This is a genomic window from Kitasatospora sp. NPDC059648 (assembly GCF_042734825.1).
GTDB lineage: Bacteria > Actinomycetota > Actinomycetes > Streptomycetales > Streptomycetaceae > Kitasatospora.
Window position 1 is genome coordinate 94,378 of sequence record NZ_JBHWDU010000007.1, and the last position, 23,905, is coordinate 118,282.

Annotated in this window: 25 protein-coding genes and 1 pseudogene; 11 read left to right on the plus strand and 15 right to left on the minus strand. The window is 74.6% G+C overall.

Translation table 11 applies throughout. The annotated features are described in order from the left end of the window. Nucleotides 1–86: 86 nt before the first annotated feature. On the minus strand, nt 87–1,220 hold the full coding sequence (locus tag ACFV1W_RS07045) for a hypothetical protein (RefSeq protein ID WP_380413848.1): 1,134 nt from the start codon (nt 1,218–1,220) through the stop codon (nt 87–89). A 522-nt stretch (nt 1,221–1,742) separates the two neighbouring features. Between ACFV1W_RS07045 and ACFV1W_RS07050 the strand changes: the two genes are divergently transcribed. From ACFV1W_RS07050 to ACFV1W_RS07080, 7 genes are all read left to right on the plus strand, one after another. Beyond that, a complete protein-coding gene (locus tag ACFV1W_RS07050) occupies nt 1,743–2,924 on the plus strand; it encodes a peptidoglycan-binding protein (protein WP_380413849.1) in 1,182 nt (393 codons plus the stop codon). Between the two features lie 368 nt (nt 2,925–3,292). After that, entirely contained in the window at nt 3,293–3,796 is a 504-nt protein-coding gene (locus ACFV1W_RS07055) for a DUF2269 domain-containing protein (RefSeq protein ID WP_380413851.1), read from the plus strand. A 134-nt stretch (nt 3,797–3,930) separates the two neighbouring features. Continuing rightward, nucleotides 3,931–4,938 (plus strand): LLM class flavin-dependent oxidoreductase, encoded by a 1,008-nt coding sequence (locus ACFV1W_RS07060; RefSeq protein ID WP_380413852.1) that lies wholly within the window; start codon nt 3,931–3,933, stop codon nt 4,936–4,938. A gap of 723 nt (nt 4,939–5,661) precedes the next feature. Further along, nucleotides 5,662–6,045, plus strand: coding sequence for a hypothetical protein (locus ACFV1W_RS07065; protein ID WP_380413854.1), 384 nt, complete (start codon nt 5,662–5,664; stop codon nt 6,043–6,045). A gap of 109 nt (nt 6,046–6,154) precedes the next feature. Then, nucleotides 6,155–7,153 (plus strand): transcriptional regulator, encoded by a 999-nt coding sequence (locus tag ACFV1W_RS07070; RefSeq protein WP_380413856.1) that lies wholly within the window; start codon nt 6,155–6,157, stop codon nt 7,151–7,153. 82 nt (nt 7,154–7,235) lie between these two features. Continuing rightward, nucleotides 7,236–7,631 (plus strand): roadblock/LC7 domain-containing protein, encoded by a 396-nt coding sequence (locus ACFV1W_RS07075; RefSeq protein ID WP_380413858.1) that lies wholly within the window; start codon nt 7,236–7,238, stop codon nt 7,629–7,631. A 90-nt stretch (nt 7,632–7,721) separates the two neighbouring features. Next, nucleotides 7,722–8,096, plus strand: coding sequence for a hypothetical protein (locus ACFV1W_RS07080; RefSeq protein ID WP_380413860.1), 375 nt, complete (start codon nt 7,722–7,724; stop codon nt 8,094–8,096). 65 nt (nt 8,097–8,161) lie between these two features. On the opposite strand, the gene ACFV1W_RS07085 is transcribed toward ACFV1W_RS07080, so the two are convergent. The 6 genes from ACFV1W_RS07085 to ACFV1W_RS07110 form a co-directional block, all read right to left on the minus strand. Next, entirely contained in the window at nt 8,162–8,563 is a 402-nt protein-coding gene (locus tag ACFV1W_RS07085; RefSeq protein ID WP_380413862.1) for a DUF6188 family protein, read from the minus strand. Then, nucleotides 8,544–9,722 (minus strand): NUDIX domain-containing protein, encoded by a 1,179-nt coding sequence (locus tag ACFV1W_RS07090; RefSeq protein ID WP_380413864.1) that lies wholly within the window; start codon nt 9,720–9,722, stop codon nt 8,544–8,546. The genes ACFV1W_RS07085 and ACFV1W_RS07090 overlap by 20 nt, the downstream gene beginning before the upstream one ends. 296 nt (nt 9,723–10,018) lie before the next feature. After that, complete coding sequence (locus ACFV1W_RS07095) at nt 10,019–10,903, minus strand: SGNH/GDSL hydrolase family protein (protein WP_380413865.1); 885 nt, start codon at nt 10,901–10,903, stop codon at nt 10,019–10,021. After that, nucleotides 10,878–12,086: a glycosyltransferase gene (locus ACFV1W_RS07100; RefSeq protein WP_380413867.1), complete on the minus strand. Its 1,209-nt coding sequence runs from the start codon at nt 12,084–12,086 to the stop codon at nt 10,878–10,880. The genes ACFV1W_RS07095 and ACFV1W_RS07100 overlap by 26 nt, the downstream gene beginning before the upstream one ends. Next, nucleotides 12,083–13,348: a glycosyltransferase family 4 protein gene (locus tag ACFV1W_RS07105; RefSeq protein ID WP_380413869.1), complete on the minus strand. Its 1,266-nt coding sequence runs from the start codon at nt 13,346–13,348 to the stop codon at nt 12,083–12,085. The genes ACFV1W_RS07100 and ACFV1W_RS07105 overlap by 4 nt, the downstream gene beginning before the upstream one ends. Nucleotides 13,349–13,461: 113 nt before the next feature. Next, on the minus strand, nt 13,462–13,650 hold the full coding sequence (locus ACFV1W_RS07110; RefSeq protein ID WP_380413871.1) for a YegP family protein: 189 nt from the start codon (nt 13,648–13,650) through the stop codon (nt 13,462–13,464). Nucleotides 13,651–13,826: 176 nt separating this feature from the next. Here ACFV1W_RS07110 and zapE point away from each other — a divergent pair. After that, nucleotides 13,827–14,186: pseudogene (zapE, locus tag ACFV1W_RS07115) on the plus strand (AFG1/ZapE family ATPase); the annotation flags it as partial. A 31-nt stretch (nt 14,187–14,217) separates the two neighbouring features. Here zapE and ACFV1W_RS07120 read toward each other — a convergent pair. Further along, a complete protein-coding gene (locus tag ACFV1W_RS07120; protein ID WP_380413972.1) occupies nt 14,218–15,642 on the minus strand; it encodes an amino acid permease in 1,425 nt (474 codons plus the stop codon). A gap of 400 nt (nt 15,643–16,042) precedes the next feature. On the opposite strand from ACFV1W_RS07120, the gene ACFV1W_RS07125 reads away from it, so the two are divergent. Next, a complete protein-coding gene (locus tag ACFV1W_RS07125) occupies nt 16,043–16,267 on the plus strand; it encodes a hypothetical protein (protein ID WP_380413873.1) in 225 nt (74 codons plus the stop codon). A gap of 88 nt (nt 16,268–16,355) precedes the next feature. Here ACFV1W_RS07125 and ACFV1W_RS07130 read toward each other — a convergent pair whose 3' ends face one another. Next, entirely contained in the window at nt 16,356–17,300 is a 945-nt protein-coding gene (locus ACFV1W_RS07130) for a deoxyribonuclease IV (protein ID WP_380413875.1), read from the minus strand. A 305-nt stretch (nt 17,301–17,605) separates the two neighbouring features. Here ACFV1W_RS07130 and ACFV1W_RS07135 point away from each other — a divergent pair, with 305 nt between their 5' ends. Both ACFV1W_RS07135 and ACFV1W_RS07140 read left to right on the plus strand, forming a co-directional pair. Continuing rightward, nucleotides 17,606–18,685 (plus strand): nitrous oxide reductase family maturation protein NosD, encoded by a 1,080-nt coding sequence (locus ACFV1W_RS07135; RefSeq protein ID WP_380413876.1) that lies wholly within the window; start codon nt 17,606–17,608, stop codon nt 18,683–18,685. 25 nt (nt 18,686–18,710) lie between these two features. Continuing rightward, on the plus strand, nt 18,711–19,745 hold the full coding sequence (locus ACFV1W_RS07140) for a methyltransferase (protein WP_380413878.1): 1,035 nt from the start codon (nt 18,711–18,713) through the stop codon (nt 19,743–19,745). 106 nt (nt 19,746–19,851) lie between these two features. On the opposite strand, the gene ACFV1W_RS07145 is transcribed toward ACFV1W_RS07140, so the two are convergent. From ACFV1W_RS07145 to ACFV1W_RS07170, 6 genes are all read right to left on the minus strand, one after another. Continuing rightward, entirely contained in the window at nt 19,852–20,565 is a 714-nt protein-coding gene (locus ACFV1W_RS07145) for a class F sortase (protein ID WP_380413880.1), read from the minus strand. Between the two features lie 110 nt (nt 20,566–20,675). Next, on the minus strand, nt 20,676–21,203 hold the full coding sequence (locus tag ACFV1W_RS07150; protein WP_380413882.1) for a hypothetical protein: 528 nt from the start codon (nt 21,201–21,203) through the stop codon (nt 20,676–20,678). 370 nt (nt 21,204–21,573) lie between these two features. Further along, nucleotides 21,574–21,903 (minus strand): TcmI family type II polyketide cyclase, encoded by a 330-nt coding sequence (locus tag ACFV1W_RS07155; protein ID WP_380413884.1) that lies wholly within the window; start codon nt 21,901–21,903, stop codon nt 21,574–21,576. After that, nucleotides 21,900–22,355, minus strand: coding sequence for an SRPBCC family protein (locus ACFV1W_RS07160; protein WP_380413886.1), 456 nt, complete (start codon nt 22,353–22,355; stop codon nt 21,900–21,902). Before ACFV1W_RS07160 ends, ACFV1W_RS07155 begins: the two co-directional genes overlap by 4 nt. A 1-nt stretch (nt 22,356) precedes the next feature. Next, nucleotides 22,357–22,617 carry an acyl carrier protein gene (locus tag ACFV1W_RS07165; protein WP_380413888.1) on the minus strand — a complete coding sequence of 87 codons (261 nt, stop codon included), beginning with the start codon at nt 22,615–22,617 and terminating at the stop codon, nt 22,357–22,359. A 43-nt stretch (nt 22,618–22,660) separates the two neighbouring features. Further along, the gene (locus ACFV1W_RS07170) at nt 22,661–23,902 is read right to left on the minus strand and encodes a beta-ketoacyl synthase N-terminal-like domain-containing protein (RefSeq protein WP_380413890.1); all 1,242 of its coding nucleotides are present in this window, start codon (nt 23,900–23,902) and stop codon (nt 22,661–22,663) included. Nucleotides 23,903–23,905: the final 3 nt, after the last annotated feature.

Below are 23,905 nucleotides of genomic sequence, written 5' to 3' on the forward strand. Positions count from 1 at the left end.
TCTGGTGTCCGGTGTGCCCAGGGCTCGCTGGTGGGGCGTTCAGTGCGCTCAGTGCGCGCTCAGTGCGTTCAGGGTGTTCGGGGTGCTCAGGACGCGGTGCCGCGGAAGACGGCGTCCGGGGTGCGGCCCTGTTCGGCCTGCTGGGCGCGCTCGGCGAGCAGCCGGGCGAAGGGGGTGAGACCGGGCAGCGCGACCTTCGCCCCCGTGCCCGAGCAGTGCACGTACAGCAGTACCGAGCCGACCCGTACCAGCGTCTCCGCCGTCGACTCGCCCCGGGTGCGGGCGGCGCTCTGGTCGCCGATGGACGGGACGGCCGCCACGGTGGCGTCGCCCCGGGCGTCGAGGAGGTCGAGCCTGGCACCGAAGGCCCGGCCGGCGGCCTCGGCGGAGGTGAAGGTGACCACGGTGAACTGCACCGACGGGAGCGGGCTGGTGCCGAACGTCACCGTGCCGTAGGCGAGTTGCTGGTCACAGGCGTCCGGGAGCAGGCAGGGCGCGTCCGGACCGCTGCCGTTCCCGGACCGAGGCCCGCTCTCCAGCTGCCAGCCGCCCGGCATCGCCGCCGGGTTCGGCAGCACGCCCCGCGCCTGGGCGGGGTCGCGGATGGTCCGGGCGGCATGGGCGAAGTCGGGCCCGTTGGGCTGCAGCAGCGGGCGCGAGCCGAGGTGGATCCCGAGTGCGACCAGCGCGGTGATCAGGACCAGGGCCAGGGTGACGACGAGGGCGGTGTTGCCCCGCCGGGCCGCCAGGGCCCGGGCACCGGCGGCGGCCGGCCCGAGCCGGAGCTGGACGGTGGACGGGCTCCCGGGCTCGGCCCGGAGCCGGACGGTGGACGGATTCCCGGGCTCGGCCCGGAGCCGGACGGTGGACTGGTCTTCCGGGTCGACCCGCAGGTGAACGGTGGTCGGGTCGGGTGCCGGGCCGGTCCGGAGCTGGACGGTGGCCGGGTCGGCCGGCGCACCGAGCTCGGTGGTGGTCAGGTACTGGGCGAACCCCGGGTCGGTGGCGAGCAGTTGGGCGACGGCCGCGGTCAGTTCGCCGCGTGCCCGCGGATCGTCCGGGCCCGCCTCGACCGCCGTCACGGCCCGCGCCCCGTCCGGCATCAGCCGCAGCCGGGCCCGTACCACCTCGGCCACCGCCTGGCCCGGCCCGGCCGTGCCCCGCGCCAGCCGTACCAGCGCTCCCACCGTGCGTGGTACCAGCTCCAGGCCGTCCCCCATGGCAACTCCCCCGCCGCATGAGTCCTTGTCACCAGGCTCCCGGACCGGCGGCCACGGCACACCCCGGCGGACCGAACGGAGACGGAACTGCAACCGGGCGCGGACGTGGGGGAGGCCGGTGGACCCCGGGAGCCGCACCGGACCCACCCGTCCCCGGCCGGGCAGGTGTCGGGAGCCCAGGTCCGCCACCACCGCCACCGGCAGGGCCGGGTTGGCGGACGCCGCCGCGGTGGTGCGCGGGTCCGGGGAAGCCGGGCAGGCGGCCAGGGCGGCCACCAGCGCCGGTCAGGAATCCGGCGGCTTCCGGGCGTTCCCGGAGCCGTTTTCGGGCAGGACGCAGTACGGGCCGGCGGCGCGCGCTGCGGGCCCCGGCCCGCACGCCAGGACGAACTCCCCTCGATGATCCGAACGGCCGTGCGGGCGAGAGTGGTTCAACGCCGCCGATCCCGTCGGCGGGGTCAATTTTCGACGTGAACCTGCCGATAACGGAGATGACGTCATGACGCCGTTGGAGGAGCCAGCATGCCCGAACTGTGGCTGCCCGGTGCCGAGGTCCACGACCTCGGCGACCACGCGCCGACCGACCAGCAGTACCCGCCGAAGGCCATCGCCCACATCACCTGGGACCGCAACGCCACCGCCGCCGCACCGCAGGACTGGTGCTCCTACGAGGACCTGGTCGGGTACTTCACCGGCGCCGGTGCCGGTGACGCCCCGCACCTGGTCTGGGACCCGTTCAGCGGCCGCGCCGCCCAGCTGTTCCCCGCCGACTCCCGCTCGAAGAGCCTGCTCAGCCCCGCCCAGAGCCCGACCCGCACCAACCGGGCCGGGCGGGTGGTGATCCAGATCGAAGCGGTCTTCTTCCCGTACTGCCGCCACCAGGGCACCGTCTACGCGAAGTTGGTCGACACCCCGTGCGCGGGCTGGGACCGGATCCACGCCTGGGTCTCCTCCTGGGGCGTGCCCGACGAGTGGCCGATGGGGCAGCCGACCGACTTCTCCTCGCACCGCGACGAGCACGTGTGGGAGACCCGGGGCGGCTGGTACGCGCACGCCCACGTGCCGTTCAACGACCACACCGACCCCGGGACCTGGCCCGCCTTCCGGGGCGGCTCCGGATCCCCGTCCTCCCCGCCTCCGTCCGGGGAGTCCGCCCCGGCCCGCTACCAGGTCACCGTCAACGGCCTGGCGTACGGCTACGGCGCCCAGGGCTACCAGGTCACCACCGTCGGCCGGGCGCTGGTCGCGGGCGGCTTCGGCTCCCACTACCACTCCGGGCCCGGGCCGACCTGGACGGACGCGGACACCGAGAACTACGCGGACTACCAGGCGAGTCTGGGCTACTCCGGGCAGGCCGCGGACGGCGTGCCGGGCGAGGCCTCGCTGCGGCGGCTGCTCGGCTACCTCCCCGGGCCGCGCACGGTTTCGCTCGCCCACGTCGTCGCGGCGGCGCGCAGCGACCCGGGGGCCGAGCAGGGGCACCGGACGTACGGGGCCGAGGTGGCCATCGTCGAACAGGCGCTGGCGGACGAGGGGTTGCTCGAACAGCGCTGGGTGGACGGCTCGTACGGCAGCCTCACGGTCACGGCTTACGCGGGCTGGCAGCGGCGGTGCGGGTACACGGCGGGGGCCGCGGACGGGATACCCGGGCGGGACTCGCTGCAACGGCTCGGCGCGGCGCAGGGGTTCGCGGTGACGGACTGAGCGGGGGCGCAGGGGTGCCGGTGCCGGGGCGTGCCGGTGTCGGGGGGTGGAGGGCGGTGGTGCTCCCGGGGGAGTTCGTCGGGCGCGGCGACGTGCGGGTGCGTACTCGCCCGGGAGTACGTGAGGTTACTTCCGCTGGCAGATGCCCGTGAGGGGCGGCCGGGGGAGTCTGGGCCCGTCGTCGTGAGCCCGACTCGAAGGAGGTACCCGTGCGCTCGTCCAGTCCGTCCAGTCCGTCCAGTCCGTCCAGTCCGTCCAGCTCTTCCACCGGGGCCGTCGCGGCGCCAGGGGCGGCCCCCGGAGCGGCCTTCGGCGCCGGGCGGCGGTCCGCCGGTCGCCGCCTGTCGCCGGGGGCTCGCAAGCGCTTGGTGGTTCTGCACGTCGTCGTCTCGGTGAGCTGGCTGGCGTTGATGCTGTGCCTGCTCACCCTGGCGGTGACGGCCCTGACCACCGACGACGGCGACCGGCTGAGAACGGCCTACCGGGCGATGAGCATGCTGGGCGACACGCTGGTCCTGCCGCTGAGCCTGCTCACCTTCCTGAGCGGGGTGGCGCTCGGGCTCGGCACGTCCTGGGGCCTGTTCCGGTACTACTGGGTGAGCACCAAGTTCTGGCTGACGCTGGGGGCGATGGTCGCCTCGGTCTTCGCGCTCACCGCCCGGCTGCACGATGCCGTCCGGGTGACGGACGCGCACCCGACCGGCCCGATCCCGGTCGCGGACCTCGGGTTCGTCCGGTACAACACGGTGATCGTCCCGGCCGTCGCGCTCTCGCTCTACCTGTTCAACGTCATTCTGTCGGTGTACAAGCCCTGGGGCCGCCGCAAGCCCGCGGAGCAGCGACCGGGCCGAATACCCTCGGCGGCGCGGTGACGGTGCTCCCGACACGTCCGACAGCTCCGACAGTTCCGACAGCTCCGACGCTCCGGAAGCTCCGGGCGGTGCGGTGCGGGGCGGCGTCGGCCCGGCGGGAATTCCCGTGCGGCCGGAGGGTGTTGTCCACCCACGTGACCAGTGCTGCGCCCGCGACCAGGCTCTCCGTCCTCGACCGCTCCCGGACCAGACGGGGCGAGGAGCCGGCGCAGGCGCTGCGGAACACGGTGGCCTTCGCCCGGGAGGTCGAGCAGCTGGGCTACCACCGCTTCTGGGTCTCCGAGCACCACGGCGTGCCCGGGGTGGCCGGATCGGCGCCGACGGTGCTCGCCGCGGCGGTCGCGGGGGCCACCTCCCGGATCCGGGTCGGCACCGGTGGGGTGATGCTGCCCAACCACCGTCCCATGGTGGTGGCCGAGCAGTTCGGGGTACTGGCGGCGCTGTTCCCGGGCCGGATCGACATGGGCCTCGGACGCTCGGTGGGCTTCACGGACGGCGTCCGGCGGGCGCTCGGACGGGAGAAGGACGCTGCGGACGACTTCGGCGGCCAGCTGGCCGAGCTGCTCGGCTACTTCGACGGCTCGCAGCAGGTCCACCGCGACGTCCACGCCCGTCCGGCCGAGGGCCTGGACGTACCGGCCTTCGTCCTGGCCACCGGTGCGGGCGCCGACCTGGCCGCCGAGGCCGGGCTGCCGCTGGTCATCGCCGCCGCGCGCGGGGAGGAGCGGATGCTCGCCGCGATCGAGGGCTACCGCAGCCGCTTCCGCCCCTCCGCGCAGTCGGCCGAGCCGTACGTGGTGGTCTCTGGCACGGTCGCGGTGGCCGAGACCGAGACACGGGCGCGCGAACTGCTCGTCCCGGAGGCCTGGGCCGGCGCGTACTCCCGCACCCACGGGGAGTTCCCGCCACTGGCCCCGGCCGCCGAAATCCGGGCGCTGGCGATGAGCGCACGCGAGCGGGCCGCGTTCGAGCAGTCGCTCAAGGGGCACATCGCCGGCACCCCGGAGCAGGCTGTCGCCCAGCTGGCCGCCCTGGTGGAACGCAGTGGCGCGGACGAGTTCCTGGTCGCGACCAGCACCTACGACCGCACCGCGCTGCTCGACTCCTACCGGCTGCTCGCCGAGGCCGTCGGGCAGGCGTGAACGGCGTCCGGCGGGTCGTCCAGCGCAGGGCAGGTCAACGCAGGGCAGGTTGGCGCAGGGGAGGCCGGTGCCAGGGAAGGGTCGGTGCCCCGGACCGATTTCTGACCAGGCGTGATGACCTGCTACTGTTCATCGCGTCGAGAGGAAATGATCTTCCGAAACGGGGATCGCTTCCTTCGAACATGCGTCAGCGGTGCTACCAGAGCACGTCCCACTTTCAGTGGGAAGAGTCCGTGCGACCCGGGCCTGGCGCTCCACCCGAAGGGGCTCGTTCCGTCCAGCGGAACGGGCCCCTTCGTCATGCCCGCCCGTCGAGCGCCGGTTGACATGCCCCGGTTGTCCATGACCCCGGCTGCCGCGTCCGGTCGGCCTGCCCCGGGCGTGCCCGTCCGTCGGGTCGCCGACGGGTCCGGCTGGCCTCTTATCGCACTTTCGGTCGCCAAACCCTGCGCCTTGCGCAGGTATCAGCCAAGGTCCCGCACCAGGTAGCCGGTGGGCGACTCTCCGTGACGGCGGACCGGCCAGCGGATTTGCCCTGCTGGCAGGCTCGATGCCCCGTCACACCTTGGCCGGAATTCGCTGAAGCTGGTGTGAATATGCCATTGGAATGTTCGTCATACGGAATCCGGCAGTAGCCTTCCGTGTCGAACCTGCCACTGCTGGTGGCGACCTGGTCGGAGCCGCGCAGCGCCCGGCCGCCCTGACCCCCTCGAAGGAGCCGGTGTGCCGGGTATCGACGAATGCCTCTCCGGAGCGATGGCGATCGCCGGAGCCCGCTCGGCGAGCCTGGTCGACTGGGGCAGCGGACTCGTCCTCGGCAGCCTCGGTGACAGTCCGGCCGGTGAACACGAGACCGCGGCCGCCGAGACAACCGACCTGGTGCGCGCGGCCGTTGAGAGCCAGACCTTCACCGTGGCGGAGGACCGGCACTCCCCGCTGGAGGACATCATCGTCACTGCCGGCCGCAGTTACCACCTGATCCGCTTCATCGACACCGCCTTCGACAGCCGGCTCGTCCTGCACCTCTGGCTCGATCGCGAGTCGGGCAACCTCGCCGTCGCCCGCTTCCGCCTCCAGGCCCTCGCCGAGGACCTGGTGCTCGGATGAGTACCGGACCCGCACCGACCGCTGCAATTTGGCCAGCCGCCTGCGCGGACACCCGGCGTAGGGGCCACCGGGCGACCCCGCGCCGCCGCCCCCTCCGGCGGTGGTCCGCGTGACCGCCGCCCCGCCCCTGGCGGAACCGACCGGCCGGACCGAGCCCGCAGCACCTCGGACCCCCGCCGAGGCTGTCGCCCTGCTCGCCGCCCGCCGCGCCACCGGCGTCCTGCACGGCCCGCTCGGCACCCTGCACCTGGTGGACGGCCAGGTGGCCGCCGCCGAGTCCCCCCGCGCGCCCGGCCTGGCCGACCTGCTCACCGGTTGCGGCCGGATCGCCCCCGAGGCCTGGGCCGAGCTCCTGCACCGCCACGGCCCGCAGGGACGGCTCGCCGAGGTGCTGGTCGAACGGCAACTGATCACCCGGGGCGAACTCGAACTCGGCCACCTGGGCACGCTGTTCGACGCCGCCTACTTCGTCCTCGCCGACCGGTCCGGCGGTATCTGGCGGTTCGAGTCCGATGCCCGGCACTGGCTCGGCACGGTGGCGCTGGTCGACCCCGCGCGGCTGTGCCGCGAGGTCGAGCGCCGCCGCCGTCTCCTGGACGGGATCTGGCCCTGGCCGCAGCTCGACACCGCGGCCGTCCGTCCGGTCGAGCACAGTCGCCACCCCTCGCACCGTCCGCCGGGCCGCCGTCGGCGCGAACTGCTCGACCACGCCGACGGCCGAAGAACCCCGGCGGACCTGGCCCGGCTGCTGGGCCGCTCCGGCTTCGGCGTGACGGCGGACGTGCGCCGCCTGGCCGCCGCCGGTCTGCTCGACGCCCCGCGGCACGCGGCGCCGACCGCCACGCCCCCGGCCGCAGCACCCGGACGACCGGGCGGCGGCCTGCACCGCAGGGTCCCCGGCGCCACCCTCCGCGGCACCCCGGCCGCCGGGCCCGCGCCCGCGCCCGTCGGGTCCGCCGCGCCCGCCGCCCCCGCCGGCGGCGTCGCCGCCGCCCCCATCCGCTCCGACCGACCGCCCGCCACGGCAGCGGCCCACCCGCTGACCGTCCCCGACCCGGACATCGCGCTGCTGACCCGGGTCCGAGACCTACTGGAGGCCCGACTTTGAGCCACTCTCCGCCCGCGACCCCGCCGTACCGGCCATGAGGCGGGCGCTCAAGCAGCGTGTCGGAAGGAGACAACTGATCGCCTTGGAGACCGAGCTGCTCGCCGAACTCCGCGTCGTCAAACGCCGCGTCCCGCACCTCGCGGGCGGCCTGGTGGCCAGCGTGGACGGCCTGCTGGTCGCGCACGACACCCATGGGGCCGAGCCCTCCGGTCTGGCCGCGATGACGGCGGCCTCGCTCTCGCTCGCCCAGCGGCTCGCCGACACCACCGGCCAGGGCGAGTTCCGCGAATCGGTGGTGCGCGGCGAGCACGGCTACGTCGCCACCTACGCGGCCGGCGGAAGCTGCGTGCTGACCCTGCTGGCGCACCCGGACGTCAACGTCGGCCGGCTCCACCTGGAGGCCCGTCGCTGCGCCCGGCGCATCGCCGAGCTGCTCAACGACGCCCTGACGCCCAAGGAACTGCGCGAACCGGGCTGACCGGCTGCCGGTCCGGCCTCCGCCGACCGGCCACGACACCCCTGATCGATCCCCGTCAATCCATAACGAACCAACAGGAGTTGAACAGAAATGACCGACGCGGCAGGCGCGCTCAAGCAGGCCATGACCTCCATCGAGGGCGCCATCGGCGCGGCCCTGGTGGACTACAACAGCGGCATGGCGCTCGCCACCCTCGACGGCCCCGGTGGCCTGGACCTCAACGTGGCCGCGGCCGGGAACACCGACGTGGTGCGCGCCAAGATGCGGACCATGGACATGCTCGGGCTGCAGGACGGCATCGAGGACATCCTGATCACGCTGAGCAGCCAGTACCACCTGATCCGCCCGCTCGCCGGCCGCACCGGCAAGGGCCTGTTCCTCTATCTGGCGCTGGACAAGGGCCGTGCCAACCTGGCGATGGCCCGCCACCAGCTCTCCAGGATCGAGGCCGACCTGGAGGTCTGACCGGCAACGGTCCGCGGAGGGCCTCGCGGAGGTCACTCCGCGGGAAGCCCCGGGAGCCCGGCGGCTCACGCCCCGCCGGGCTCCGTCCACCGCACCTCCCCGCCCGGCAGGCCCGCGCACACCGCCCCCTCCGCGGTCAGCACGCTCCACGGAGCGAGCAGCGCGTGCGGCGGGACGGACAGCGCACCGCCCTCCGTGAAGCCCAGCTCCAGGCCGCCGGCCAGGGTGATCCGGGCGGTGCCGACCGTCCGCCCGACCAGCGCCAGCAGGGTGGGGGTCGGCCGGATGGTCAGCGCGGGGAAGAAGTGCTCGACCTCCTCCGGCGCGGCGAAGGACGGCGCCGCGAAGCGGAACTCGTGCGCCACCCGTACGGTCACCGGCCCGTCGAGCCGAAGGTCGAGCCGGCCTCCGCCGCTGACCGCCTCGACCCGCCGACCGGCCAGCACCTCAGTGATCGCGTTCTGCATGCCCCCAGTGTTCACCCGCCGGACGGTCCCCAACCGTCTGCCCGGACACCAGCTCGGCCGGTCCGGCCGCCTGCTCCCGGGCCGCCAGCGCGGCCGCCACCCGGTCCCAGGAGGGCCCGGCCAGCAGCGCCCGCGCCTCGGCCGGTCCGCAGAGCCGCCACTCCACCAGCTCCTGCTCCTGCAGTTCGATCGAGCCGAGCAGCTCCTCGGTCACCGTGCCCCCGTCGTACACGTACACCAGGACGGCGGTGTCCCGGCCGGTCGCCGGATCCGCGCCGGTACCGGCCGCCGCCCCCGGCTGCCAGTCCAGCGCCAGCAGCGGTCCGGGCTCGACCTCCCAGCCAAGTTCCTCGCGGATCTCCCGGCGCGCCGCCGTCCGGGGCGTCTCCCGGTCCGCCTCGACCCCGCCGCCCGGCAGCGTCCAGTACTGCTCGTCCGGCTCGGACCACGGCCGCAGCCGCACCAGCAGCACCCTCCCGTCGTCGTCCGTGAACAGGGCCCGCGCCTTCGCCCGGATCCGCGGCCGGGTGGCGTAGTAGCTGTCCCGGTCCATCGGCGGCTCCGGTGGCTCCGGCGGCCGCACCTCCGCCGGGCCCGCCCCGGGTGCCGCCCCCAGGCCGGGCGCGGCGGCCAGCCCGGTGTACTCGGGCACCGGCCCGTCGGCGGGCAGCTCCCGCAGGGTGTGCCCGACCGGCCGGCTGTCCTCCAGCTCCAACGGCCCGGCCGCCCGGGCCGCCCGCAGACAGGCCGTCACCCGGCGGGACAACCGGGGCGGCAGGGCGTGCGCCGCCTCCTCGGCCGTCAGCCACACCCACCCGCTGACCTCCGCCGCGTCCGGCCGAATGGCAGCCACCTGCTCCGCCGTCAGCGGCTCGCCCCAGTACAGGTACGCCACGATCGGCGGTCGGCTCGGGGACAACGCCCAGTCGACGCACGCCAACGGCCCCAGCCGCGGCGTGAACCCCAGCTCCTCGGCGATCTCCCGCACCGCGGTCTCCCTCGGCGAACGGTCGGCGGGCTCCCATCCACCACCCGGGACCGCCACCGGATGCTTCCGGTCGTACGGCAGCCGCACCACCAGCACCCGCCCCTGCCCGTCCGGGAACAGCACTCCGGCCGCCGCCAGAATCGCCCGCCCCGCCCTGTCCGACGTCTCCACCCCGGCTCCTTCCACCACCACATCGCTCCCCGGGGACGACACCCCCGCAGACCCGATGGTTCCCACCCGGCCCCCACACCGACCACCACCGGGTGACCCGGCGGCGTGGGGAAGGGACACCACCGCGCCGGGTGCCGGACGACCGGCGGGACCGGATCGAGCCGCTGCCGCCGCATGGCAGCAGCGGCTCCGCGGAATCGGCTGCGGCTTCGGCCCGGGAACGACCTGCTGGCACCGCGTTCGGGGCCGGCGAGCCAGTTCCGTCGTCAGGACCCCGGCGCGCAGGCCGTAGGCGGTCACCCGAGCTCCGCCAGTGCCCGGGCTGCTGCTCGGGCCATCTGTTCGTCGTGGTGGCCGGTGGAGCCGCGGAGGCGGGCGGCGGCTTCGGCGGCGGCCAGGGCGAGGAGGCCGGGCAGGAGGTCGGTGCTGCGGGCGGCGAGCCAGCGGGTGCCCTGGGTGGCCATCCACCGGAGGTCGGCCGCCAGACTCGGTGGGGCTTCGGCGGGTGCGGCGGCGGGTGGCGGTCCGAGGGGGTGGCCGGCGGTGGCGAGCAGTTCGTGGAACCGGCGGGCGATCAGGTGGTGGCCCTCGGCGCTGGGGTGGAGGCGGTCGACGCTCAGCAGCCCCCGCTGGGCGCACCACGGAAGTTCGGCGAGGTGGAGGTGGATCGCCCGGTGCCGCGCGGTGAGGGCGTGCACCACGGTGTTGACCGCCCGCATCCGCCGGGCCAGGGGCCGGGCGAGCGGTGCGGGGAGCCGGAGCAGTGCGCCGGGGTCGGGCAGGCAGGCGGTGAGCAACGCGGCGCCGCGGCCGGAGAGTTCACCCAGGGTGGTGTCCAGCTCCGCCGTGGTGCGCCGGATGTCGAAGCCGGTCCGCAGGGTGTCGTTGCCGCCGGCCAGGACTGCCGCCAGCTGGGGGCGCCGGGCCAGGGCAGCCGGGAGCTGGCGCGACGTCAGGTCGGTCGTGAGTGCCCCGCTGTACGCCAGGTTGGTGAACTCGACCGCCCGGCCCTCCGGCGCCAGCGACCGGGCGAGCACGGCGGCCCAGCCGCGCCACTGCGCGTCGACCTGGTCGCCGACCCCTTCCGTCAGCGAGTCCCCGAGCGCGACGAAGCGCAGCAGTTCGCCGGCCGCCGGCCTTTCCTCCGCCGCCCGGTCAGGCCCGGCGTCCAGCACGCTCATCCCGATCCCCTTCCGCCACGCCGGCCGCGCCGCCAGGGCTCCGCACCCCGTGCGCCGCCAGGAAGGCCGCCACCGCGGCCGGCCAGCCGTACCGTTCGGCCTGCGCCCGGGCGGACGCCCGGCGTGCCTCCTCGGGCCGGGCCAGCAACTGCCGGACGGCGCCGGCGAATCCGGCCCCGGTGTCGGCGGCGGCGACCCCGGCGAGCCCGATCAGTGCGGGCAGCGCGGAGGAGCGGCTGACCACGACCGGGGTTCCGCAGGCCAGCGCCTCCATCGCGGCCAGCCCGAAGGTCTCCACCGGCCCGGGGGCCAGCACCACGTCCGCCCCGCCCAGCAGCGCGGCCAGTTCCGCGCGCCCGTCCAGGTGCCCGAGGAAGCGCACCGGCAGCCGCAGTCGCGCGGCACGGGCGGCCAGCCGCTCCCGCAGCGGGCCGGTCCCGGCCACCACCAGGACGGCGGGCAGCCCGCGCGCCCGCAGCCGGGTCAGCGCCTCGATCGCGCGCTCGGGCCGTTTCTCCACGGAGAGCCGCGAGCAGAGGACGAGCAGGACGTCCTCCGGCGCCGCGTACCGGGCCCGCTGCGCCGCCCGGGCGGCGGCGGACAGTGGCCGCATCGCCGCCAGGTCCACCCCGAGCGGGGCCCGGACCAGGTTTGGCACGCCGATCCGCCGGAACTCCGCGGCCGCCCAGTCGGTGGTGCAGAGCACCGAGTCGTAGGCGCGGGCGGTGGCGGCGTTGAGCCGGTCGGCGGCCGCGGCGGCGAGCGGGCCGGGCACGCCCCAGGCACGCAGCACCCCGGTGGCGCTCTCGTGCGAGACCATCACCGAGCGGACGCCGTGCCGCCGGGCCCAACCGCCCGTCCAGCGCAGGGTCGTGCGGTCGGACACCTCCAGCCGGTCGGGCCTGAGCCGGGTGAGTTCGGCGGACACCGCGCGCCGGTCGGCGAGCAGCCGGTAGCCGCCGCCGCCCGGAAGCTCCGGGCCGGGCAGGGTGACTATCAGGCCCTGTTCGCTCTCCCGCTCGGAGCGCCGCTCGCCGGGAACGATCAGCACCGGCCGGTGCCCGGCCGCCCGGTACCCGGCGCCCAGGTGGCGCAGCGCGGTGCGCAGACCGCCGGAGACCGGGGTGACGAAGTTGGCGAGCCGCACGATCGTCAGCGGCCCGGTGGGGGACGGGGGTGTCATGCCGGCAGCTCCTCCGGCATGGCCGGCACCACCGGCTCGGCCGGAGCCGCCTTCGGCAGGGCCGGCGCCACCGGCTCGACCGGAGTCGCTTCCGGCGGGGGCAGGGCGACCGGCAGCCCCCGGTGCTCGGCCAGCACCTCGGCGTAGTGCCGCAGCAGCAGGTCCCCGACCGCCTCCCAGGTCCGGGCGGTCACCTCGGCCCGCCCGGCCTGCCCGTACGCGGCCCGCCGGGCCGGGTCGGCGGCCAGTTCGGCCACCGCCCGGGCCACCGCAGCGCCGTCCCGCGGCGGCACCAGCAGCCCGGTGCGGTGGTGGGCGACCAGGTCGAGCGGGCCGCCGGCCGCCGGTCCGATCACCGGCACGCCGCTGGCCATCGCCTCCTGGATGGTCTGGCAGAAGGTCTCCAGCGGGCCGGTGTGCACGAACACGTCGAGGGTGGCGAAGCAGCGGGCCAGTTCCTCGCCGGTGCGGCGGCCGAGGAACACCACGCCGGGCATCGACGCCTTCAGCCCGGGCGCCGACGGCCCGTCCCCGACCACCACCACCCGCACCCCGGGCAGCGCGGAGGCGGCCGCCAGCAGGTCCACCCGCTTCTCGGGGGCCAGCCGCCCGACGTACCCGACCAGCACCTCCCCGCCGGGGGCGAGCGCCCGGTGCAGTGCCTCGTCGCGGTGGCGCGGGTGGAAGCGCACCGAGTCGACCCCGCGCGGCCACAGCTGCACCCTGGGCACCCCGTGCGCGGTCAGGTCCTGCGCGGCCGGGGTGGACGGCGCCAGGGTGCGGGCGGCGGCCCGGTGCACGGCCCGGATCCGCCGCCAGGCCGCGGCCTCGCCGAGGCCCCGCCCGGCCCGGTAGGCGTGGGCGTACCCGGCGAGGTCGGTCTGGTACACGGCGACGGCGGGCACCCCGAGCCGGGCCGCGACCTGCATCCCGCGCGCCCCGAGCACGAACGGGCCGGCCAGGTGGACGATCTCCGGCCGGTGCCCGGCGAGGGCGCCCGCCAGCTGCCGGCTCGGCAGCGCGATCCGCACCTGCGGGTACCCGGGCAGCGGCATCGAGGGGATGTGCACCACGGGGATCCGCTCCGCCCCGGCGCCGGAGCCGAAGCCCAGGGGCGGGCAGTGGGATCCCCGGGCCGGGGCGGGGGTGACGACGAGGGGCTCGTGGCCCCGGCGGACCAGGTGCTCGGCCGTCCGCAGCACGCTGTGGGCGACTCCGTTGACCTCGGGCGGGAAGGATTCGGTGACGATGGCGACGCGCATGCCTGTGTTGTGTCCGCGCCCGGCGTGCACCCGGCCAAAGGGATCTGTCGTTCAAGCGAACGCGGGTCGGCGATTTGCACCACCGGCCCGCGTTCAGAGCGGCTGTCCGAACCTCAGGACGATCCGGCCGTCTCCTTGAGCTCCGCGTACGGCGCGAGCTTGCGAATCGACTCGATGCTCTTCAGACAGTCGTCCTTGCTCTCCTGCGGGTCGCCGGTCACCACGACGGACCCGTTGCTCGCCTTGAGCCGGAACCGGTGCATCCCGCTCTCGTCCTTGTACAGCTCGAACTTCCCAGCCATGCCAGTAACAGCCTTTCGCTCAGCCAACCCCCTCGCACCGCACCGTAGGGCCGGCTCCGGCGCGCCGCCCGCCGGCCGGGGCATCCGGGTCATCGGGCCCGGGCCGAACCGCCCTCGACACGCATGGTTGTGAGACGTCCGCAGCCGGTCAGTGCGAGCGACGTGATCTCGTCGACGCCAACTGTCCTTCGCCGGGCTCTTCCGACATCGGCGGCCGGGACCTCGTGGCCCGCGCCGTGCGCGACGACCCCGTCTGGTTCGACTTCCCCGAGCTGTGCGACGAACGCACCTCCACCATCGACTACCTGGGCCTGGCCGACCGGTTCGGCACCTGGGTGCTCTCCGGACTGCCGGAGCTGACGTCCGGCAGCAGGGACGCGGCGCAGCGCTTCGCCAACCTGGTCGACGTCCTGTGCGACCGGGACGCCAGGCGTGAACGAGGAGCGGACGGCGGTCCGAGGCCGCCGTCCGGTCCTCCCGGATCTCGAACGTTGCACCCCTCGAACTGGGGTGTTGCAACGATCCGCAGAACCTGAGCCGCGCACCGGGGCCACCTCCGTGAGGAGGTCAGCGGGCGTCGCCCTCCGGTCTGCCCCGGCGTCGGCCGGCCATCCAGACGTAGACCAGGATTCCGGCGAACAGGAACAGCACGCCCTGGTAGACGGCCGCGTACCCGGCGCCGGCGAGGAGCCAGAGCGAGAAGGCGAAGGCGCCGAGGCCGAGGACGGCGTCGCGCACCAGGTGCGGGCCGTCGACCTTGTCGGTGGCGCCGCGGACCAGCCAGTACAGCTGGGCCGCGGTGGACAGCAGGTAGGGCACGACGGCGGTGAAGGTGGTGACCAGCACCAGCATGTCGAACGCGCCCTTGGCGCCGCTGGCGAAGTTGGCGACGGTCAGCACCGAGGCCAGGGCCACGCTGACGACCACGCCGAAGGTCGGCACTCCGCGCTTCTCCTTGCCGAAGGCGGCCGGGAACAGCCCGTCCCCGGCAGCCGCGTACGGTGCCTGGGCGGCCAGCAGGGTCCAGCCGTTGAGCGCTCCGGTCATCGAGATCAGCGCGGCGACGGCGATCACCGTGCCGCCCCAGGTGCCGCCGAACATCGCGTTCATGGCGTCGGAGAACGGCGCGCTGGAGTCGACCAGTCGCTGGTGCGCGACGGTGCCGAACACCGCGAGCGTGCCCAGCAGGTAGACCACCGCGGCTCCGCCGGTGCCGAGAACGCTGGCCCGGCCGACGTTGCGCTCGGGGTCGCGGACCTGGCCGGCGCTCATCGCGGCCGATTCCACGCCCAGGTAGCTGAACAGCAGGATCGCCGCGGCGGCCGTCATCCCGCCCATCCAGCCCTGGCCGGCGCCCTCGAACGGCCCGATGTTCTGCGGGTCGAAGAAGAACAGCCCGCCCACCGAGACCAGCAGTAGCGGGATGAACTTCAGTACGGTGGAGACGAGTTGGACGGCGCCGACGAAACGGGTGCCGGCCAGGTTGGCCAGCGCGGGCAGCCACTGGAAGGCCAGCGCGGCGGTGATCTCCAGCGGGATGCTGTGGTGGAGCGGCACCAGCACGCCCAGGTAGCCGACGGCGGCCACGGCGAGCGCGGCGTTGCTGACCCAGGTGGTGATCCAGTACGACCAGGCCGACAGGAACCCGGCGAAGTCCCCGAAGGCCTCGCGGGCGTAGACGTACGGCCCGCCGGTGCGCGGGGTGCGGCGGGCCAGCTGCCCGAAGACCAGTGCCAGCGCGATCGCGCCCACGGTGAGGACGGCGAAGGCGAGCAGGCTGACCGTCCCGAACGGCGCCACGGCGGCCGGGATCATGAAGATGCCGCCGCCGATGATGTTGCCCATCACCAGCGCGGTGGCGGTCGGCAGCCCGAAGCGACGGCCGTTCTTCGGGGGCTCGGGGGTGGCCGGGGCCGGACCGACCGCGTCCGGCCGCTCGGTCGGGCCGCTCGGTCGGGGCGCCTGCCGGGTCGCGGCGGGGCTGCTCTGCATGAGGGTGGTGCGCCTTTCGTGGTCCTGCTCGTGCTCGATGGAGCGACCGTTCATGCTCGGACCGAGCGGCACCTTGCACCAAATCGATGGGATTTGTTCATCCCGTCCGGCGGATCACCGCAAGACTTGCGGTCGTACGCCGCTCGGACGGGCACTCGTCCGGTGTGCCCGCCAGGCTGTTCGACCGGGAAAGCGGGCGTACGGGGCCCGTTCGTCCGGCAGGGGGAGATGCGTCACCCGAATGTCCCAGCGCGGTTGCGGCGCGCGCCCGCCGGTGCGGGTTCGTGTGCCAACCTTGGCCCGGCGCCTCCCGGTGGGGCGCCGCCCGGCCCGTCGAACCGGCTCGAACTGGCCGTTCGGCGGCGGGGTGACGACCAGAGACGAACCAAGAGGACATCAGATGTCGCTTCGTGGCAACATCCGCAAGCTCGCCGTGATCACCGTCGTGACGGCTGCCGCCGCCCTCGCGGGGCCGGTTCCGGCGATGGCGGCCTGGCACGCGTCGGACTGCTCGTCCAGCGCGAGCCTGGAGTCGGGTTCGGCCGGTGTCGGCCTGTTCGGCCCGCACGCCCAGTGGCTGAACGCCGACTCGCACACCAACGACGCCTGCATCGGCGACTGCTGAGCCCGCGAGCAGCCGATCCGCACGTGAGCCCGGGAACCGCCGCAGCGGTTCCCGGGCTCACGGCTGTCCGCCGGGGCGGGGCCGGCCGCTACGCCACGGGCGCGGCCGCCCGCTCGCGCAGCTCCCGCAGCACCGCGATGTCCATCGCGTGCCCGGTGCCGTCCCCGCCGTGCTTGCGGTCCGGGGTCTCCACCAGCAGCGGCACCCCGGCCGTCTCCGGGTGCTCGAACAGCTCCCGGAACGGCTCCGCGCCGATCATCCCGGCACCGATGTTGGCGTGCCGGTCCTTGCGGGCGCCGACCACGTCCTCCGAGTCGTTGGCGTGGATCAGCCGCAGCCGGCCCGGACCGGCCGCCGACGCCAGGGCGTCCAGCGCGGCCGTCACCCCGCCGGGCGCGGCCAGGTCGTGCCCGGCGGCGAAGGCGTGGCAGGTGTCCAGGCAGACGCCCAGCTTCGGGTGCCCGTCCAGCGCCTCCACGTACTCGGCCAGCTGCTCCAGCCGCGAGCAGAGCGAGCTGCCCTGGCCGGCGGTCGGCTCCAGCAGCAGCCAGGGCGCGTCGTCGCCGAGCCCGTCCAGCTCGTCCAGCAGCGGCCGGACGTCGGCGCGGACCTGAGCCATCGCCTCGATCCGGCGCGATCCTCCGTCGGGAGCCGTGCCGACGGCCGAGCCGGTGTGCAGCACGACGCCCAGCGCGCCGATCGCGTGGCCGCGGTGCAGCGAGTGCCGCAGCGAGTCGGCCGAGCGTTCCCGGGTGGCCGGATTGTCCGACCCGAAGTTGATCAGGTACGGCGCGTGCACCCAGGCAGGGATGCCCCGCTCGGCGCAGGCCTCGCGGAACGCCTCGTCCTGCACCGCACTGCCCGCCGGTGTCGCCCAGCCGCGCGGATTGGCCACGAACACCTGCACCGTCTCGGCGCCGACCTTCTCCGCGTACGCCAGACCCGTCCCGGCCAGGCCGCGGCCGGCCACCGGAACGTGGGCCCCGATCGGGTTGCGGCGGGCGGCGGCGGACGGGGCGGGCGCGGTGCTCATGCCCCGAGGATGCCACGGGCCGGGACAGCGACGGCGCGCGGGCCCGTCGTCCCGGCGGGCAAGCACGCCACGCCGGGCCGTCCCACCGGTGGCCGACGCCCCGTCAGCCCGGCAGCCCAGCCCTGGTGGCGGCCCCAGCGGGGCGCCCGTACCGTCGACTCGGTCGTACTCACCGTCCGTCACCACCCGCACACACCGGGTCGGACCGGCTCCCGAACACCCCGAAGACCGTCCCGCCGTCCCACCGTCCCACCCGCCGAACCGCCCACCCGCCCCAGCACGCGCCGAAAGACAGGTCACCACTCATGTCCATGTGTCGGGTCCAGCACCTCGCCGCGGCGAGCGCCGCCGCCACGGCCCTGAGCACCGCCCTCGCCACCCTGGCCGTCGCACCCGCGGCCCACGCCGCCGGCGGCACCCTGCACCTCGTCCAGCCGGGAGACTCGATCCAGCGGGCCGTCGACGCCGCCCAGCCCGGCGACACCGTCCAGCTGCTCCCCGGCACCTACCGCGGCAGCGTCCGCATCACCACCCCCGGCCTCACCCTGCGCGGCGCCGGCCCGGCCAGCGTGATCACCCCCGGCACCGGCGCCGAGAACGCCTGCGCCACCGCCGGCCACGGCGTCTGCGTGGTCGGCACCGAGGCGGCCCCGCTGTCCGACGTCACCGTCGAGGCGCTCGCCGTCACCGGCTTCGCCAAGAACGGCATCGACGCCAGCGGCACCACCGGCCTGACCGTCCGCGCCACCTACGTCCACGACAACGGTCAGCAGGGCATCAGCCAGGAGATGTCCACCGGGGCCGCCGTCCTCGGCAACCGCGCGACCGACAACGGCCAGTCCGGCGTCTTCCTCGCCAACTACGCCTACCGCGAGGGCGGCGCGCCCGACACCGGGGGCACCCTCGTCGAGGGCAACGAGCTCTCCGGGAACCGCGTCGGCGTCACCGTGCGCCGACTGCGCGCGCTGACCGTCCAGGGCAACGAGATCAGCGGCAACTGCGCCGGCGTCTTCGTCGTCGGCGACGAGGGCGTGCCCCGCGCCGGGGACCTCGACGTCCGGAAGAACCGGGTCGTCGCCAACAACAAGTTCTGCCCGGCCAACCCGCGCCTCGGCGCCATCCAGGGCGCCGGCATCGTGCTCACCGGCACCGAGGACACCCGGGTCACCGAGAACGAGGTCCACGACAACGTCGGCCGCACGGACTTCTCCGGCGGCATCGTCCTGTTCAGGAGCGTCGTCGGCATCCCCAACACCCGGGCGAACGTCACCGACAACAAGCTGAGCGGCAACGGCCCCGCCGACCTCGCCGACCGCGACACCGGCTCCGCCAACACCTTCGCCCGCAACACCTGCGCGGTCTCCGAGCCGTCAGGCCGTTGCTGACGCCCCCGATCGGGAAGGACCATCCATGACCACCGCCTCCGTCAACACCACCCCCCAGGCCGCGATGCGGCTGCGCGAGCTCGTCTTCGGCGCCGCGTGCGCCGCCGCCGTCCGCGCGGCCGCCCGGCTCGGGGTCGCCGACGTCCTCGACGACACCCCGGCCAGCGTCACCGAGCTCGCCGCGCGGCTCGACACCGAACCCCGCCAGCTGCGCCGCCTGCTGCGCGCGCTCACCTGCTACGGGCTCTTCGCCGAGACCGGCAAGGACCAGTTCGAGCACACCGAGATGTCCCGCCTGCTGCGCGAGGACGCCCCCAACTCCCTGCGGCACATCGCCCTCTGGTGCACCGAGCCGTGGACGTGGGAGGCCTGGCCGAAGCTGGACGAGGCGGTGCGCTCCGGGCGCAACGTCTTCCCCGAGCTGTTCGGCAAGGAGTTCTTCGACTACCTCCACAGCGACGCCGGCGACTCGGCCAAGGTCTTCGACAAGGCGATGACCACCTCCAGCCGGCAGTCCGCCCAGGACTTCGCCGAGTACCTGGACCTCACCGGCATCGACTCGGTGGCCGACATCGGCGGCGGCCAGGGCCACGTGCTGGCCAGCCTGCTGGAGAAGCACCCGGCCCTGCACGGCACCCTCCTCGACCTCCCCAAGGTCGTCGCCGGCGCCGACCCCCGGCTGCAGGACGGCGGCGCCTTCTCCGCCCGCGCCCGCCTCGTCCCGGGCGACTGCCGCACGGCGATCCCGGTTCGCGCCGACCTCTACATCATCAAGAACATCCTGGAGTGGGACGACGACAGCACCCGCCGCACCCTCGCCAACGTGGTCGCCGTGGCCCGCCCCGGCGCCCGGGTCGTGGTGGTGGAGAACCTGGTCGACAACAGCCCGTCGATGCGCTTCACCACCGCCATGGACCTGATGCTGATGCTCAACGTCGGCGGTGCCAAGCACTCCGAGGAGAGCATGGTCCAGCTGATGGAGGAGGCCGGCCTCGACGTCGTCGCCGTCCGCCCGGTCAACCCCTACCTGCACGCCTTCGAGGCCACCGTCCGGGGCTGACCCGGCGTCCCCGGGGCCCAGGAGGACCGGCAAAGGGCCACGAGAACACACGACGGCCGCTGCTCCCCGATCCACCGGGGAGCAGCGGCCGTCCGACGTGCCGGCGTCAGGCCTTGTGCGACGACTCCAGGTGGGCGAAGACCACCACGTTGTCCAGGTAGTCCCGCTTCTTCTTGTCGTACGCGCCGCCGCAGGTGATCAGCCGCAGCTGGGCGTCCGGGGTCTTGCCGTACACCTTCTGGTCGGGGAAGGCGTTCTTGGCGAAGGTCTGCACCGAGTCGACGCTGAACACCGCCACGGTGCCGTCCTCGCGGCTCACCTCGACCTTGTTGCCCGGGACCAGCAGGCTCAGCAGCAGGAACACCGCCGGGCCCTTGGTGGTGTCCACGTGCCCGGCCACGACCGCGCTGCCGCGCTCGCCCGGGGTGACGCCGTCCCGGTACCAGCCGACCAGGTTCTTGTTGTCCGGCGGCGGGGCGTTGAGCTGGCCGGCCGGGTTGAGGGTGAGCTCGGTGAAGGGCGCCTCCACGGCGATCTGCGGGATCCGCAGCCGGGTCGGCTTGGAGCGCTTGAGCGCCGGCGCGCCCGGGGCGGCGGCGGGTGCCGTCTGCCTGGCGGCGGGTGTCGTCCGCCCGGCGGCGGTGGCCGACGGGCCCGGGACGGTGGGCGCGACGGCCGCCGGGGGAACGGCCTGGCCCGCGACCGGGTCGCCGCCCGGCCCGGTTTCCACCGAGTTGTAGATCAGCAGTAGGCCGGCCGCCGCCGCGGCCGTCCCGCCGCGCAGCAGCCGGGTCATTCCGGAGCCGGGACCGCCGGTCATTCCTCTCCTCCGCTCGAAGTCTTCGTCTGGGGCCTGTTCCGCAACGGCCCGCCGCCCCCGTGCGCCCCACCCCCGCCGGGGGAGGCGCCCAGAGGCGGCGGTAGTAGGCGTCAGACCGCGGCGGTGCCGGACGCGCGACGCCCGCGGCGCAGCGCGTACGCGCCGACCCCGAGGCCGCCGAGCAGCAGCACGGCACCGGAGGCGACGCCACCGCCGGACAGCGCCGTACCGCCGCCGCCGGTGTGCACGCCGCCGTGCGGGCCGCGCTCGTCACCCCGGCCTTCGTTGCCCCGGCCCTCGTGGCCGTGGCCTTCGTTGCCCCGGCCCTCGTGGCCGCGGCCTTCGTCACCCCGGCCCTCGTGGCCGCGGCCCTCGTCACCCCGGCCCTCGTGGCCGCGGCCCTCGTTGCCCCGGCCTTCGTCGCCGCGGCCTTCGTTGCCGCGGCCTTCGTTGCCCCGGCCCTCGTTGCCCCGGCCTTCGTCGCCGCGGCCCTCGGAGCCCCTGTCGGACTGCTTCTCCTGCCAGGTGAGGTTCTTGCCCTGGTCCGAGGAGGAGCCGTCGGCGAAGGCCATGGGAGTGCCGACGGTGAGGAGGGCGGCGACAGCCGCTCCGGCGAGCAGCGTGCGTGCAGAACGCATGAGGATGATCCTTTCGGCGCGCGGACCGCGACCGCCGGCGGGGTGCCGGTCATGGGGATTCGCAGGAAGTGGCGCCTGATCCACCGTCAACCACGCTGGAGCCGCGTGCCACCCGAGAGTGGCTGATCGGGCACGGAAAGTGAGCCCTTCGGGTGGTGCCCTGGCCGGGTTCACCCGATTACCCCGGCGATCCGGGTGAACCCGGGGCGGCGTCGGGTGGTAAGGGTGCGCGTCCGGGTGGTCCGGCCGTGCACCCGGCACGCGCCCCGGTGATCCGGTCGCACCCGGCCGCGCCACCCCGCCCCACCCGGGCGCGCACATGGGCCCGCCCCCGGCGCACGGCCGGGGGCGGGCCCAGACGGGACCGGGTTCAGCGGTCCCAACGGTAGAACTCTCGTGCCATCGCGTCCTTCGGCTCGCGCCACGTGGCGGGGTCGTAGGCCTGGACGAAGGCGGTCAGGCGGTCGCTGACGGACCGGAACTCCGGGTGGCCGAGAACCTTGGCCACGGCCGGGCCCGGCGGGCGGTCGGCCTCGATCAGGTGCAGATAGACGTCGCCGAACTGGAAGAGGCTGCGGCCGGTGACGCCGATCAGGTGCGGCAGTTCGCCCCGGTCGGAGTCGGCGAACACCTCGGCGATGTCCGGGGCGGCCCCGGGCTTCATCCGGGCGACGATCAGGGCGCGGTGGGTCTCGGTCACTGTTCGGCCGCCTGCTTCTCGACCTTCTCGCGGATCAGCTGCATCTGGATCCGGGAGTTGCGGTTGATGTGGTTGACCATGCCCTCGTCGTCCACCGGAGCGGTGGGCTTCATCGCGAAGTCCTGGATCCAGCGCATCCTGGTACCGGCCGGGACCTCCGCGTACTCCCAGCGGATCTCCATGAACTCGAACGGCCCGGGCTCGACCCGGCGGGCCTTGACCGCGAGCGAGGAGCGGTCGGTGGTGCGCTCGGAGACCCAGCTCCACACCTTGCCGTTCTCGTCCGGGTGCATGGTCAGCCGGAACCGCACCCGGTCGCCGTCGCGCTCCAGCACCTCGACCGAGGCGTACTCGCTGAACAGCTCCGGCCAGTTCTCCAGGTCGTTGGTCATCTCCCAGACCAGGTCGAGCGGAGCGTTGATGACGATCTCGTTGTCCGTGTGTCCGGGCATCTCAGGCGCCTGCCTTCGCGGAAAGGGAGCTGTTGACCAGCTCCAGGAACTCGGCCGGGGTCTTGGCGGACTCGGCGCCGGAGGCGACCTTGAGGCCGTGGCGGTTCTCCAACTCGCCGACGACGCCGAGCAGTCCGAGCGAGTCGACGCCGAACTCGTCGAACTGGGCACCCGGCTTCTCCAGGTCGCCGGGGTCGACGGTCACGCCGGCCCGAGCCTGGAGCAGGGTGGCCAGCTCGGGATAACTGAGGTTGGTGCTCACGGGTTTCCCTTCGAAGGTGCAGCGGATCGGGGGTACGGGGGAGTCAGGGCCGCTCCCCGCGCCGGAGCACCAGCGCGGAGTTGGAGCCCATCAGCCCGCGGCTGAGCACCAGCGCGGTGCGCAGCTCGGTCGGGCGGGCGCGGCCGGTCACCAGGGCGAGGTCGTGGCAGACCTCGGTGACGTTGGGGGTGGGCGGCAGCACGCCGTCCTCCATGGCCAGTACGGCGGCGGTCACGTCCAGCATCGGCGCGCCGCAATAGGCCCTGCCGGTGCCGGACTTGGGTGCGGTGACCGGGACGCGTTCGGCGACCGGGCCGAGCGCGTCGGCCAGTGCGAGGGCCTCGGCCCGGTCGGCGGCGGGGACACCGAGGGCGTCCGCGAAGACGACGTCGATCTCCTCCGGCGCGATCCGGGCCTCGTCCAGCGCCGTCCGGATCGCGGCGGCCAGCCCCTCCCGGGATTCCTCCCAGCGGGAGGCGCCGGTGAAGGTGGCGCCGTGCCCGGCCAGGTGCGCCCGGACGTTGGCGCCGCGCCGTCTGGCCGCCTGCTCGTCCTCCAGCAGCAGCATGGCGCCGCCCTCGGCGGGGGCGAAGCCGCAGGCCTGCGCGGTGAACGGCAGGTAGGCCGCCTCCGGCTGGTCGGCCAGACTCAGCTCGGGGTAGCCGAGCTGGCAGACCATGGAGTACGGCGCAAGCGGGGCCTCGGCGGCGCCGACCACGACGGCGTCGGTGCCGCGTTCGACCGAGCGGGCGGCGTGGGCGATGGCGTCCAGGCCGCCGGCCTCGTCGCTGGCGACCACCCCGCACGGGCCCTTGTAGCCGCCGCGGATCGAGATCTGGCCGGTGCTGGCCGCGTAGAACCAGGCGATGGACTGGTACGGGCCGACGAACCGCGGCCCCTGGCCCCAGAGTTGCTGGAGCTCGCGCTGGCCGAACTCGCCGCCGCCGGAGCCGGCCGCGGTCACCACGCCGACCGCGTAGGGCTGTTCGGGGTCGGGCTGGAACCCGGCGTCCGCCACCGCCAGGTCGGCGGCCGCCATCGCGTAGTGGGTGAAACGGTCGGTCTGCACGAGGAAGCGGCTGTCGATCACCGACTGCGGATCGAACTGACGCACCTCACCCGCGACTTTCAGCGGTATGTCGGTGCAGCCCTCGCGGGATATCCGGTCGAGGACGCTCACGCCCTGCCTGGTGGCCTTCCAGAAGGCGTCGGCACCGACACCGTTCGGCGCCACCACGCCGAGGCCGGTGACCACCGCCCGGCGGCCCTGCTGACGTGACGTCATGGC

Excerpts from the sequence above, each read along its gene's own strand:
- ACFV1W_RS07045 (WP_380413848.1), bottom strand. The coding sequence starts at position 1,220 with ATGGGGGACGGCCTGGAGCTGGTACCACGCACGGTGGGAGCGCTGGTA.
- ACFV1W_RS07050 (WP_380413849.1), top strand. The coding sequence starts at position 1,743 with ATGCCCGAACTGTGGCTGCCCGGTGCCGAGGTCCACGACCTCGGCGAC.
- ACFV1W_RS07080 (WP_380413860.1), top strand. The coding sequence starts at position 7,722 with ATGACCGACGCGGCAGGCGCGCTCAAGCAGGCCATGACCTCCATCGAG.
- ACFV1W_RS07085 (WP_380413862.1), bottom strand. The coding sequence starts at position 8,563 with ATGCAGAACGCGATCACTGAGGTGCTGGCCGGTCGGCGGGTCGAGGCG.
- ACFV1W_RS07095 (WP_380413865.1), bottom strand. The coding sequence starts at position 10,903 with ATGAGCGTGCTGGACGCCGGGCCTGACCGGGCGGCGGAGGAAAGGCCG.
- ACFV1W_RS07100 (WP_380413867.1), bottom strand. The coding sequence starts at position 12,086 with ATGACACCCCCGTCCCCCACCGGGCCGCTGACGATCGTGCGGCTCGCC.
- ACFV1W_RS07105 (WP_380413869.1), bottom strand. The coding sequence starts at position 13,348 with ATGCGCGTCGCCATCGTCACCGAATCCTTCCCGCCCGAGGTCAACGGA.
- ACFV1W_RS07110 (WP_380413871.1), bottom strand. The coding sequence starts at position 13,650 with ATGGCTGGGAAGTTCGAGCTGTACAAGGACGAGAGCGGGATGCACCGG.
- ACFV1W_RS07120 (WP_380413972.1), bottom strand. The coding sequence starts at position 15,642 with ATGCAGAGCAGCCCCGCCGCGACCCGGCAGGCGCCCCGACCGAGCGGC.
- ACFV1W_RS07125 (WP_380413873.1), top strand. The coding sequence starts at position 16,043 with ATGTCGCTTCGTGGCAACATCCGCAAGCTCGCCGTGATCACCGTCGTG.
- ACFV1W_RS07130 (WP_380413875.1), bottom strand. The coding sequence starts at position 17,300 with ATGAGCACCGCGCCCGCCCCGTCCGCCGCCGCCCGCCGCAACCCGATC.
- ACFV1W_RS07135 (WP_380413876.1), top strand. The coding sequence starts at position 17,606 with ATGTCCATGTGTCGGGTCCAGCACCTCGCCGCGGCGAGCGCCGCCGCC.
- ACFV1W_RS07140 (WP_380413878.1), top strand. The coding sequence starts at position 18,711 with ATGACCACCGCCTCCGTCAACACCACCCCCCAGGCCGCGATGCGGCTG.
- ACFV1W_RS07145 (WP_380413880.1), bottom strand. The coding sequence starts at position 20,565 with ATGACCGGCGGTCCCGGCTCCGGAATGACCCGGCTGCTGCGCGGCGGG.
- ACFV1W_RS07150 (WP_380413882.1), bottom strand. The coding sequence starts at position 21,203 with ATGCGTTCTGCACGCACGCTGCTCGCCGGAGCGGCTGTCGCCGCCCTC.
- ACFV1W_RS07160 (WP_380413886.1), bottom strand. The coding sequence starts at position 22,355 with ATGCCCGGACACACGGACAACGAGATCGTCATCAACGCTCCGCTCGAC.
- ACFV1W_RS07170 (WP_380413890.1), bottom strand. The coding sequence starts at position 23,902 with ATGACGTCACGTCAGCAGGGCCGCCGGGCGGTGGTCACCGGCCTCGGC.